Raw genomic sequence first — 12,227 nt, 5'->3', positions numbered from 1 at the left:
GGTGGGGCGACGTGCTGTCAGGGGGCGGGCGCGCGCAGGACCGCGACTCCGCGTGGGGGCAGGGTGAGGGGGCCCTGCGGAACGTCTTCGTGGTCGCCGGTGAGTACGTCCCCGGCCAGGCCGGGCAGGCCCACCGGCTCGTCCGTGCGGTTGACCAGGAACAGATAGCGGTGGCCCCCTGCCCTGCGGACGGTGAGCTCGACCCGGCCGCGCGCGGCGGCGGGAAGCTCGCTGTGCACGTCGGCCGCCGCGAGCAGGCGGGGCAGGAGCCCGGTCAGTCCGTCCGGGCCCAGGCGGGTGGCGACGTAGGCGGCCGAACCGCTTCCGGCGGGGCGGCGGGTCACGGCCGGGCGGCCCGTGTGTTCGCCCGAGCTGTAGCGGGCGAGGACCTCCACGGCGGGGTCGGTGACGTCGACGCGGTCGGCCCACAGGGTGCCCGTGAGACCGCCGTCCACCGACACGGCGTCGCCGTCGAGCAGCGGCCCGAACTCCTCGACGCGGATGCCGAGCAGATCCCGCAACGCGCCCGGGTAACCACCCAGCCACACGTGGTCGTTCTCGTCGACGACGCCGGAGAAGTACGTGGTGACCAGGTGGCCGCCGCCCTCCGCGTACCGGGCGAGCCGGTCGGCGAGGTCGCCGGGCACCACGTGCAGGACGGGCGCGACGAGCAGCCGGTACGGGGCGAGGTCGGTGTCCTTCGTGATCACGTCGGCGCGGATCCCGAGCGCGAGCAGCGCGGAGTACCAGTCGAGCGCCTCCTGGCGGTAGTCGAGGCGGGACGTGGGGTGGGAGTCCTGTTCGCTCGCCCACCACGACTCCCAGTCGAAGAGGATCGCGACGGCCGCCGGTTCGCGCTCGGCACCGGCGACCGGCGCCAAGTCGTCCAGGGTGCGGCCGAGTTCGGTCACGGCACGGAAGACCGCGCTGTCCTCCCCGGCGTGCGGGACCATCGCCGAGTGGTACTTCTCGGCTCCGGCCGCCGACTGGCGCCACTGGAAGAAGCAGATCCCGTCGGCGCCGTGGGCGACGTGCAGGAGCGAGTCGCGGGCGAGGTCCCCGGGGCGCTTGGCGACATTGACGGGCTGCCAGTTGACGGCGCTCGTGGAGTGCTCCATCACGTACCAGGGCCGGCCGCCCGCGATGCCGCTGACGAGGTTGGCGGAGAACGACAGCTCGTCGCGGTCCTGCGGGCCGGGGTGGACGTAGTGGTCGTTGGAGACGAAGTCGACCTCGTGGGCCCAGTCGGCGTAGTTCATGCCCCTGGTGCCGCCCATCACCATGAAGTTGCTGGTGACGGGCGTCTCCGGGGTGAGGCGGCGCAGGATGTCCCGCTCGGCGCGCAGATGGTCCTTGAGCGCGTCGGACGAGAAGCGCTTGAAGTCCAGCTGCTGGGTGGGGTTGGGGTGGGACGCGGCGAGGCGGGGCGGCAGGATCTGGTCCCAGTCGCTGTAGCGCTGGGACCAGAAGGCCGTGCCCCAGGCGTGGTTGAGCCGGTCCAGGCTCTGGTGGCGGTCGCGCAGCCAGAGCCGGAAGGCACGGGCGGCATCGTCGGAGTAGTCGTAGACGTTGTGGCAGCCCAGCTCGTTGTTGATGTGCCAGGCCGCCAGGGCGGGATGGCCCGCGTACTGCTTCGCCATCGCGGAGACCAGCCGGAGCGCGTACTCGCGGAACACCGGCGACGTCGGCCGCCAGTGCTGTCGCGCCCCTGGCCAGACCGTCGCCCCCTCGGCCGTGACCGGCAGGATCTCCGGGTACGCCGTGGTGAGCCAGGGCGGCGGTGACGCGGTGGCGGTGGCGAGGTCGACGGCGATGCCGTGGGCGTGCAGGAGGTCCATCAGCTCGTCGAGCCACGTGAAGTCCCAGACGTCCTCGTCGGGTTGGATGCGCGCCCAGGAGAAGATCCCCAGGGAGATGATGTTGACCCCCGCCCGGCGCATCAGGCGCACGTCCTCCTGCCACACCTCCCGGGGCCACTGCTCGGGGTTGTAGTCGGCGCCGTAGGCGAGCCGGGCGCGGCTGCCGCCGTCCGGTGCGGGCAGCAGTCGGGGCAGGGTGGTGCGACGGGTCATCGTCACTCTCGTCTTTCGGCGTCGGTCGAGCGTGTGTCGAGGCGCGGGCGCGCGGTGTGCGGCCTACGCGAGGGCGTGCCGCGGGCTGGTCACTCGTGGACGGTGAACCCCTGCTGCTTGCCGTACTCGGCCGACTTCCGCTGCCAGGAGTTCAGCCCGTCGGCCAGCGGGGTGTCCGACACGTACGCCTTGCCCGCGGTGTCGTTGAAGACGGAGTTGGAGTAGACCTGGAACGGCAGGTACGTCCAGTCGTCGGGGACGCGCACCGCCGACTCGGCGAAGACCTGGTTGGCCTTCTGGCCGCCGAAGTAGGGGAACTCGGTCTGCTGGAACGCGTCCGACGTCAGATCGCTGTTGGTCGCGGGGAAGGCGCCGTTCTTGATGCGCGTCTTCACACCGGCTCCGTGATTCGCGTACTCGACGAAGGCGTACGCGAGTTCCTTGTTCTCACCGGCCGTGGGCAGGGCCAGGGAGCTGCCGCCGTTCTCCGCGCTTGTCCTGCCGCCCTTGGTCCACTGCGGCAGCGGGGCCACGCGCCAGTCGCCCGCGCCGGACTTCACGCCGGAGGCGAGGTTCGCGGGCATCCAGGCGCCGATGGCCAGGGTCGCGATGGTGCCCTTGGCCATGCCCTGGTACCACTCGTCGCTCCAGGACGTGATGGGCGCGAGGAGCTTGTCGTCGATCAGCTTCTGCCAGGTGCCGGTGTAGGCGGTGGCGCCCTTGTCCTTGAAGCTGATGCCGACGTCCGTCTTGTCCTTCACGTCGAAGGGCCGTGAACCCGCCTGCCACAGCAGACTGGTGGTCAGGCCCGCGTCGCCGGTGTCGTTGGTGATGTACACCTCGGGGTCGGCCTTGTGCAGGGCGCGGGCGGCGTCGACGTACTCGTCCCAGGTGGTGGGCACGGCGACCTTGTGCTTGTCGAAGAGCTTCTTGTTGTAGAACAGCGCCATCGGCCCGGAGTCCATCGGCAGGGCGTAGGTCTTGTCGCCGCCCTGGCTGACGGCGCTCCAGGGGCCCCGGGAGTAGCTGCCTGCGAGCTTGGCCGCGCCGAAGCCGGACAGGTCGGTGATCGACTCCTTCAGGGCGAACTGGCCGAGGGCGTAGTACTCGATCTGCGCGACGTCGGGGACTCCCTTGCCCGCGGACATGGCGTTCTGCAGAGCGGTGTACTGCTTGTCGCCCGTGCCCGCGTTGACAAGGTCGACCTCGACGCCCGGGTGCTTGTCCTCGAAGTCCTCGGCGACCTTCTTCAGGGTGGGCTCCCAGGCCCACACGGTGATCTTTCCGCCCTTCTTCAGGGCCGCGTCGATGTCCTTTCCGGAGACGTTCTTCGGGCTGTCGCCGTCGTCGGAGGAGCCGCAGGCGGCAGCTCCGAGGGTCAGGGCGCAGACGACGGCGAGACCGCGCAGGGCACGGCGGGTGTGCAACGGCATGGGCGTGTTCCCCTTGGCTGGACGTGCGGATCGGTGAGCGGAGCGAACGAGGGCCGCCTCGGGCGCGGAGGCGCGGAGCGCTATTCCTTGACGCTTCCGGCGGCGAGGCCCGACTGCCAGAACTTCTGGAGCAGCAGGAAGGCGGCGACGAGCGGCAGGACGGTGATGAGCGAACCGGTGATCACCAGGTGGAAGACGGGCTCGCCGCCCGCCGTCGAGGCCTGGGCGTTCCAGCTGTTGAGGCCCAGGGTCAGCGGATACCAGTCGGGATCCTTGATCATGATCAGCGGCAGGAAGTAGTTGTTCCAGGTCTGCACCATCGTGAACAGCAGCACGGTCACCATGCCGGGCGCGAGCAGCGGCAGACACACCTGGACGAAGGTGCGCAGCTCCCCGGCGCCGTCGACGCGCGCGGCCTCAAGGAGTTCGGCGGGGATCGCCTCGGTGGCGAAGACCCACATCAGGTAGAGGCCGAAGGGGGAGATGAGCGAGGGGATGATGACGGCCCAGGGCGTGTTGGTCAGGCCCATCTCGCCGAACATCAGGAAGGTGGGCACCGCGAGGGCGGTGCCGGGCACGGCGACCGCTCCGATGACCACGGCGAAGACGACGCGCTTGCCGGGGAAGTCGAACTTGGCGAGGGCGTAGCCGCCGAGGACGGCGAGGACGGTGGCGCCCCCGGCGCCGAGGACGACGTACAGCAGGGTGTTGAGGAGCCAGCGCGTGAAGACGCCGTCGTTGTAGGTGAAGGTCTCCTTGACGTTGTCCCACAGCGCGAAGTCACCGCCGAACCACAGGCCGAACGAATCGGCCAGGCCCTCCTGGGACTTGGTGGCGCTGATGACGAGCCACAGCAGCGGTACGAGGGTGTAGAGCACGACCAGGCCGGTGAGCAGGGTCAGCGGGACGCTGCGGCGGGGGCGGGCGAGGCTGTGGCGGTGGCGCCGGGCGGGGCGCAGGCGCGGTGGCGGGGCGTGCCTGGGGTGCGGGGCGCGCGCGGTCCTGACGGTGGTCCTGGTGGGGGTGGCCATGGGTCACGCTCCCTTGCGCATGCCGCGGAGCTGGACGACGTAGGCGATGACCATGGTGATCAGGCCCATGATGATCGCGACGGTCGCGGAGTAGTTCTGCTGCTGGCCGTTGAAGGACAGGGAGTACGTGTAGAGGTTGGGGGTGTACGAGGTGGTGATGGCGTTGGGCGCGAGGTCCTGGAGGATGCTCGGCTCGTTGAAGAGCTGGAAGCTGCCGATGATCGAGAAGATGGTGGCGATGACCAGCGCGCCGCGGATCGCGGGGAGTTTGATGGCGGTGATGACGCGCAGCTGCGAGGCTCCGTCGATCTCCGCGGCCTCGTACAGGGAGTGCGGGATCACGCGCAGCGCGGAGTAGAAGATCAGCATGTTGTAGCCGACGAACTCCCAGGTGACGATGTTGCCGATGGAGGCGAGCACGAGGTCCGGGGAGAGCGGGTCCGGCAGCTCGGTGCCGAAGGCGTCGTTCACGTCGCCGACGAGTCCGAACCGGGTGCCGTACAGGAAGCCCCACATCAGGGTGGCGACCACGGCGGGCACGGCGTACGGCAGGAAGATCGATATGCGGAAGAAGCTCTTGCCGTAGAGCCGGCCGCTGTCCAGGGCGAGCGCCACGAGCAGGGCGATCCCCAGCATGATCGGCACCTGGACGGCGAGGAACAGCGCCACCCTGCCGAGCCCCTCCCAGAACTCGGGGTCGTCCAGGGCCCGTTGGTAGTTGTCCAGGCCCACGAAGGTGGTGCCGCCGATCAGCCGGTCCTGGAAGAGGCTGAGGTAGATGGAGTAGGCGATCGGGGCCAGGAAGACCAGGGCGAAGACCGACGCGAACGGGGCGACGAACCCCCAGCCGGTCCAGGAGCGCCGCGGCCGTCGCGGCGGGGGTGGGCCCGCGCGTCCGACGGCCGCGGATTGCAGTGTTGCCATGACAAGTCCCCTCGTGCTCGCCTCGCGCCGACAGGGCGCGCCTTGCGATGTTTACGTAAACATCGCTGGCCGAAAAGGGCCGCTGGTCGTGTTATGTTTACGTAAACATTGAGTGGGAGATGTCTACACTGCGCCGCAACGGAGGGTCAAGGGGCTGCGCGAGACTCGACTTGAGTGCGGGGAAGGGTGCAAGTGACAACCAGCGGAACACCTGCGGGCGGGCGCCGGACGCCCGGCCGTCAGGGCGGGGCGCCCCGCCGCAAGCAGGGCGCGTCCATGATCGACGTCGCCCGTCTGGCCGGGGTCTCCGGCCAGACCGTCTCCCGGGTCTCGAACGGTTTTCCCGGCGTCACCGAGGAGACCCGCGCGCGGGTCCTGGAGGCGATGACGGAGCTGGGCTACCGCCCCAACAGCGCCGCGCGCGCCATGCGCCGCGGCGAGTTCCGCACCATCGGCGTCGTCACCTTCACGCTGTCGACCACGGGGAACGTGCACACGCTCGACGCCATCGCGCGCTCCGCCGCCCAGGAGGGGTACGCGGTCACGCTCCTTCCGGTCGCGGTGCCGACGCAGGACGAGGTGCGCGGCGCCTTCTCCCGCCTCGGCGAACTGGCCGTGGACGCGATCATCGCCATCATGGAGGTGCACCTCCTGGACGCGTCCTCCCTGGTCCCGCCGCCCAACGTGCGGGTCGTCGTGGCCGATTCGCACGCCGGGGACCGCTACAGCGTGGTGGACACCGACCAGGCGGGCGGCGCCCGGACCGCGGTGGACCACCTGCTCGCCCTCGGCCACCGGACGGTGTGGCACGTGGCCGGGCCCGAGGAGTCGTTCGCCGCCCAGGGCCGGGAAGGTGCCTGGCGCGCCACCCTGGAGGCCGCGGGCCGCGAGGCGCCGATCGCCCTGCGCGGTGACTGGACCGCCGAATCGGGCTACCGGGCCGGGCTCCTGCTCGCCGAACAGCCCGACTGCACCGCCGTGTTCGCCGCCAACGACCAGATGGCCCTCGGTGTGCTGCGCGCCCTGCACGAGAAGGGCCGGTCGATCCCCGGGGACGTCAGCGTCATCGGCTTCGACGACATCCCCGACGCCTCCTCCTTCTTCCCGCCCCTGACCACGATCCACCAGGACTTCGACCAGGTCGGCCAGTTGCTCGTCGAGAGCGCGCTGCGGCAGATCCGCACGGGGTCCGGCGAGCAGGGCACGACGCTGGTGCCGACGCATCTCGTGGTGCGCGAGAGCACGGGGGCGCCGCCTTCGGGGCGCTGATCACGGGATCCGGGTCCGCTGCCCGTCGCTCCGCCACCCCCGCCGCTCCCCTGCCCCGCGTGGAAGGCACGCGCGCGTAGGCGTGGGGGAACACTACGCGCGCGTGCCGGTCGAGGGTTGCGTCAACTCCGGTGCTTCGGCTGCTCGTTGGAGCTGCCTGGGTGGGCGTGCGCGGCGTGCGGGCCGGGGTGCGGCGGCTCTGCCCGTCAGGGTGGCGCGGGCGGGGCCGGGGCGGGATGGACTTTCGCGTACGGCCCCATGGACTCTCGTACGCCGGGGCGGCGTTCGTCGTGGCGCCCTCGGCGAGCGCCTTCGCCGACCCCGAACGGGAGCCCTTCTCACCGGACCACGCGAGAAGACGTCCGCGAAAAAGTGTTGTCCCCGCGTGCCGGGCCGCTCTCCTATACGCCGGACCGACCGGCGACCAGCACAGAGCGGAGCAGACATGCACCTGGATCACGACGACCAGCAGGACCGAACCCCCACGCGGGAGGCCGGGACCGCCGACGGTGGGCGGCGCGGTCGTCACGGACGGGGCACGCGCGGGCGCAGGGTCCGCATCCTGGCCGGAGGCGTCGTGGCGGCTGCCGCTGTCGCCTCCGTGGGCACGCTCGCGCTGGCCAACCCCTCCGGTGAGGAGGACCGGCAGAAGGACGGGACGACGGCCGCCGCCCCGCGCGCCAAGACCCCGCCGAAGCGTCCGGCGGTGAGCAAGTCGGCGAAGTACGCAAAGCAGCTCCTGGTCCTCGTCAACAAGGAGCGGGCGCGGGCCGGTTGCAGGCCCCTGCGCCTGGACCGCCGGGTGCAGGCCGCCGCGATGGCACACGCCAAGGACATGGCGGCGCGGAACTACTACGACCACACCAGCCCGGAGGGCGTGAGCGCCGGGGACCGGATGCGGAAGGCCGGATACCCCACCGGTGCCTGGGGCGAGAACATACACAAGGGCCCGAAGGGTCCCAAGACCGCGATGCGCGACTGGATGCGCAGTTCCGGACACCGCAAGAACATCCTCAACTGCGCCTACAAGGACTTCGGCGCCGGTGTCAGCCTGAAGGCCAACGGGCCGTGGTGGGTGCAGAACTTCGGCACGAAGCGCTGATCCCGTAGCCCGCGGGCTCCAGGTCCCGGAGCGCGCGGGGCCCAGGCGGGTTCAGGACCTGCCGGACAGATCCTGAACCCGCGCCAGGGCGCCCGGGCCGGGTCAACCCTTTTTTGCCTCGCCGTGGCCGGTTCACCGCTGGAGGCCGAAGAACTCGGTGATCCAGTAGCTGGAGCAGATCGACGCGACGAAGTGGGCGGTGCCCGTCGCCCCGCACTGCCGTGCCCCGCCGCCGGGGTCGGACCGAGTTCCGTGGGCGACGGCCGCCACCCCGGACAACACGACGGCCCCTCAGACGACAACCGGCAGTGACAGCAAGCCGCGCGTGTCGTCGGGTCCGATGACGGACGTGCGGTCGGGTGTCTGCTTCAGGCCGTGCACGGCTGTCCACTGGTCACGCAGGGCGTCCGCGTTCCTCGGGACGACCGTGGTGTCGCGGTCGCCGTGCCAGACGGCCACGCGCGGCCAGGGCCCGGTGTGGCCCGGGGCGGCGTCCTTCACGCTCTTCGCCCAGGCGGCGGGGGTCCGGGTCACGCCGGGATTCATGCAGGTGAACGCCGAGAGGACGTCGGTGGCGCAGCCGTGGGGCAGCCCGGCGACGACAGCACCCGCCCGGAAGACGTCCGGGTAGGCGGCGAGCAGGGCCGAGGTCATCCCGCCGCCCGCCGACAGGCCCGTCACGTAGGTACGGGCGGGGTCGGCGCCGTACGCGGAGCCCGCCTCGGCGACCATCTGCCGGATGGAGGCGACCTCACCCCGGCCCCGCTGGGTGTCGCCGCTCTGGAACCAGTTGAAGCACTTGTTGAGGTTGTTCGACGTCGTGGTCTCGGCGAAGACCAGCAGGAATCCGTACTGGTCGGCGAACTTGGTCAGGCCGGAGTTGTCGGCGTACAGCTGGGCGTTCTGGGTGCAGCCGTGCAGGGCCACCACGACGGCCGGATCGGCGGGCAGTGACGTCGGCCGGTACACGTACATGTTCAGGGCGCCCGGGTTGGCCCCGAAGTCGGTCACCCGCTCCAGGGCGACCGCCGCGCGCGCCTCGGGGGCCGGGGCGGACAAGGCCGCGCCCGAGGCGAGCGCGAGGACCGCGAGCAGCGTGCCGATCCGGCCCGGCCGACGCCTGCGGCCTGGCGTCCGCCGGGCCAACGGCCCTGTCCGGGTGGGAGGTTGGGGACTTCCGTACGCCATGGCGGCCTCCTGGGAGCGGCGAGGTGCCGGTCACCCTAGGAGCGCCCCGAACCTCACGACATGGCGTCGGGACCCACAACTGGCCCCCGCGTACGGGCCCTTCGCCCTGTTGCGCGGCCGACGCGGAGTCGCCGTGTGCGGCGATCCGTCGGACGGCCGCTGAACAGACTCTGTTGAACGTATTGACGAACCGCGCGCACCCTCCTACGGTCCCGTTCCACAGAATCACACACGAATCAACAATTCAGAACGCGACGAAGGTTCCTTCATGTTGAGACGTACCCTCACCCCCCTCCTGGCCGCCTGCGCGAGCGTGCTCGCGCTCCTCACCGCAGCGCCCCCGGCACAGGCCGCGCCGGTCACGGTCACCAACGGGACGCAGTTCAGCGACACCAACGGCGCCGCGGTCCACGCCCACGGCGGCGGGGTCATCAAGGTCGGCTCCGCCTACTACTGGTTCGGCGAGAACCGCGACGGCGACAACAACTTCAAGGCCGTCTCCGTCTACCGCTCCACCGACCTGAAGACCTGGGAGTTCAAGAAGGACGTCCTGACCCAGGAGTCCGCCCCCGAGCTGAAGGTCGCCAACATCGAGCGCCCCAAGGTGATCTACAACAAGTCCACCGGCCAGTTCGTCATGTGGATGCACAAGGAGAAGGGCAACGGCGACTACAGCGAGGCCCGCGCGGCCGTCGCGGTCTCCGACACCGTCGACGGCGACTACACCTGGAAGGGCAGCATGCGGCCGCCGGGCGACGTCACGTCCCGGGACATGACCCTGTTCCAGGACGACGACGGCACGGCGTACCAGATCACGTCCGCCAAGGACAACGCCGACCTGCACATCTACCGGCTCAGCTCCGACTACACCCGCTACGACAAGCTGGTCGCCAACCCCTGGGCGGGGACGTACCGGGAGGCGCCCGCGCTGTTCAAGCGGGACGGTGTGTACTTCATGCTCACCTCGGGCAACAGCGGCTGGCAGCCCAACCAGCAGCAGTACGCCACCGCGACCAGCGTCACCGGCCCCTGGAGCGAGATGAAGGACGCGGGCAACGACAACGGCTACCACTCCCAGACGACCTTCGTCCTTCCCGTGCAGGGGAGTTCGGGCACCTCGTACCTGTACATGGGCGACCGCTGGGGCAACTCCATGGGAGGCACGGTCAACGATTCGCAGTACGTGTGGCTGCCGCTGTCGTTCCCGACCAGGACCCGGCTGACGCTGCCGTGGTACCCGAAGGTCAGCGTCGACACCGCCGCCGGGACCGTCAAGGGCGCCGAGGGCGGACCGCACTTCTCCCTGGAGGCCCGGCACAGCGGCAAGTGCCTCGACGTGTCCGACGACTCCGCCGCCGACAACGCGACCGTCGTCCAGTACGGCTGCGACTCCGGCCTCAACCAGCAGTGGCGGCTCGAGGACGTGGGCGGCGGGTACGCCCGCGTCCTCGCCCAGCACAGCGGCAAGTGCCTGGACGTGGCGGACGAGTCCACGGGCGACGGCGCCGCCGTGAACCAGTACCGCTGCGGCAACAAACCCCACCAGCAGTGGCGGTTCGAGGACCGGGGCGACGGGCGCTTCCGGCTTGCGGCCCGGCACAGCGGCAAGTGCCTGACCGTCGCGGACGGGTCCACGCAGGACGGGACGCGGCTCGTACAGGAGCCCTGCGGCGACGGCGCCGAACAGGAGTTCCGGCGGCGGGCGGCCTGAGGCTGCGTCCCTCAGGGGACGAGCACGAGGCGGCCGCGCCTGCCGTCGCGGTCTTCGAGGAGGCGGTGGGCCCGCACCGCCTCCTCCAGCGGCAGGGTGTCGGCGACGCGCGCGGTGAGGCGTTCGGCCTCGGCCAGCGCGGCGAGCTCGGCGAGGGCCGTGTTGTCGGCGGCGACCCACTGTTCGGTCACCGTGATGCCGCGCAGCGGGACCGGGGCGGCGCCGCCGACGACGGAGACGAAGGAACCGTGATTGCGTACGGCTCCCAGCGCCACCATGCCGAGCACGGCGGCGTCGAGGGCGGCGTCCACGCCACCGGGCACCAGGGCGCGGACGTCCTCGGCGAGGTCGCGGGAACGCGGGACGAACCACTCGGCCCCCGCGGCCCGCACGAACTCCTCGTCGGCGGCTCCGGCGTACGCGATCACGCGCACCCCGCGCAGGGCGGCCAGTTGCACCGCGAAGCCGCCCACGGCTCCCGCCGCCCCGGTGACCAGCAGGGTCGCGCCCGGCTCCAGGCCGATCCCGTCCAGGGCCTGGAGGGCGGTGAGCCCGTTCAGCGGCAGCGTGGCGGCCTCGACGGCGGAGAGCCGCGTCGGGGCCGCCGCGACCGCCGTGGCGTCCAGGACGACGAAGTCGGCGTACGTACCGAGCGAGAGGTCGAGGCGTTCCCGCACCCCGATCACCCGGTCCCCGGGCGCGAACTCCGTCACCCCGGGGCCGACTTCGTCGACCCGCCCCGCGACGTCCCAGCCGATGCCGATGACGTCCCGGGGCGGCAGCAGTCCCGCCGCGCCGAGGTCCCCGGAACGCGTCAGCGCGTCGACCGGATTCACGGCGGCCGCCTCGACCCGCAGACGGACCTGTCCGGCACCGGTGGCCGGCACCGGCACATCCACGATCTCCAGGGCCTCGGGCCCGCCCACTTCCCGCACCACGACCGCGCGCACGCGCTGCTCCTCCCGTCGGACTCCCGCTCGCGTTCCGCGACGCGGTTCTCCGCCTCGTCCCGCCTCGCCGAACACCAGCGACCTTATGGAGAGTTACTCTCCATCGGGAAGAAGGCACTTCAAGGTGCCCACCGCACCGCGAGGAGAGCGAGGTCCCGCCATGAGCAAGCGCGCCGAGGAACGGGCCGCCTACGACGCCTACCTGGCCGAGTGTCCCGCGCGGCATCTGCTCGACCGCATCGGCGACAAGTGGGTCAGCCTGATCGTCAACGCCCTCGCCGAGGGTCCGCAGCGCTACTCCGACCTGGCCCGGCGGCTCGTGAGCGTGAGCCAGAAGATGCTCACGCAGAGCCTGCGCAACCTCGAACGGGACGGCCTCGTCACCCGGACCGTCACGCCGTCCGTGCCGGTCCGGGTCGACTACGCCCTCACCCCGCTCGGCGAGTCCCTGGTCCCGCTGATGCGAGCGATCAAGGCGTGGGCGGAGGAGAACATGGACGAGGTGCTCGCGGCCAGGGCCGAGTACGACGCGGGTGCTTGATCTCTC

General features: G+C 71.1%; 9 protein-coding genes and 1 pseudogene. 4 read left to right on the top strand and 6 right to left on the bottom strand.

The window, feature by feature from the left end:
- Positions 1–17: 17 nt before the first annotated feature.
- From ACFVHO_RS28060 to ACFVHO_RS28045, 4 genes are all read right to left on the bottom strand, one after another.
- Positions 18–2,072 carry a beta-galactosidase gene (locus tag ACFVHO_RS28060; RefSeq protein ID WP_385720272.1) on the bottom strand — a complete coding sequence of 685 codons (2,055 nt, stop codon included), beginning with the start codon at positions 2,070–2,072 and terminating at the stop codon, positions 18–20.
- 89 nt (positions 2,073–2,161) lie between these two features.
- Positions 2,162–3,505 carry an ABC transporter substrate-binding protein gene (locus ACFVHO_RS28055; RefSeq protein ID WP_385720269.1) on the bottom strand — a complete coding sequence of 448 codons (1,344 nt, stop codon included), beginning with the start codon at positions 3,503–3,505 and terminating at the stop codon, positions 2,162–2,164.
- 80 nt (positions 3,506–3,585) lie between these two features.
- The gene (locus ACFVHO_RS28050; RefSeq protein WP_385720266.1) at positions 3,586–4,536 is read right to left on the bottom strand and encodes a carbohydrate ABC transporter permease; all 951 of its coding nucleotides are present in this window, start codon (positions 4,534–4,536) and stop codon (positions 3,586–3,588) included.
- A 3-nt stretch (positions 4,537–4,539) separates the two neighbouring features.
- A complete protein-coding gene (locus ACFVHO_RS28045) occupies positions 4,540–5,460 on the bottom strand; it encodes a carbohydrate ABC transporter permease (RefSeq protein ID WP_385720264.1) in 921 nt (306 codons plus the stop codon).
- Positions 5,461–5,736: 276 nt separating this feature from the next.
- Between ACFVHO_RS28045 and ACFVHO_RS28040 the strand changes: the two genes are divergently transcribed.
- Positions 5,737–6,729, top strand: coding sequence for a LacI family DNA-binding transcriptional regulator (locus ACFVHO_RS28040; protein ID WP_385720445.1), 993 nt, complete (start codon positions 5,737–5,739; stop codon positions 6,727–6,729).
- Between the two features lie 445 nt (positions 6,730–7,174).
- Positions 7,175–7,831 (top strand): CAP domain-containing protein, encoded by a 657-nt coding sequence (locus ACFVHO_RS28035; protein ID WP_385720261.1) that lies wholly within the window; start codon positions 7,175–7,177, stop codon positions 7,829–7,831.
- Between the two features lie 141 nt (positions 7,832–7,972).
- Here ACFVHO_RS28035 and ACFVHO_RS28030 read toward each other — a convergent pair.
- Positions 7,973–9,019 (bottom strand): annotated as a pseudogene (locus ACFVHO_RS28030) (PHB depolymerase family esterase); the annotation flags it as partial.
- A 268-nt stretch (positions 9,020–9,287) separates the two neighbouring features.
- Between ACFVHO_RS28030 and ACFVHO_RS28025 the strand changes: the two are divergent.
- Positions 9,288–10,730 (top strand): RICIN domain-containing protein, encoded by a 1,443-nt coding sequence (locus ACFVHO_RS28025; protein WP_385720259.1) that lies wholly within the window; start codon positions 9,288–9,290, stop codon positions 10,728–10,730.
- An 11-nt stretch (positions 10,731–10,741) separates the two neighbouring features.
- On the opposite strand, the gene ACFVHO_RS28020 is transcribed toward ACFVHO_RS28025, so the two are convergent.
- Positions 10,742–11,680 (bottom strand): NADP-dependent oxidoreductase, encoded by a 939-nt coding sequence (locus tag ACFVHO_RS28020; RefSeq protein ID WP_385720256.1) that lies wholly within the window; start codon positions 11,678–11,680, stop codon positions 10,742–10,744.
- 160 nt (positions 11,681–11,840) lie between these two features.
- On the opposite strand from ACFVHO_RS28020, the gene ACFVHO_RS28015 reads away from it, so the two are divergent.
- Positions 11,841–12,221, top strand: coding sequence for a winged helix-turn-helix transcriptional regulator (locus tag ACFVHO_RS28015; protein WP_385720253.1), 381 nt, complete (start codon positions 11,841–11,843; stop codon positions 12,219–12,221).
- Positions 12,222–12,227: the final 6 nt, after the last annotated feature.

Origin of the sequence: Streptomyces sp. NPDC127108 (assembly GCF_042677545.1) — a bacterium.
Taxonomy (GTDB): Bacteria; Actinomycetota; Actinomycetes; order Streptomycetales; family Streptomycetaceae; genus Streptomyces.
This window is presented reverse-complemented; position numbering and strand designations above follow the sequence as displayed.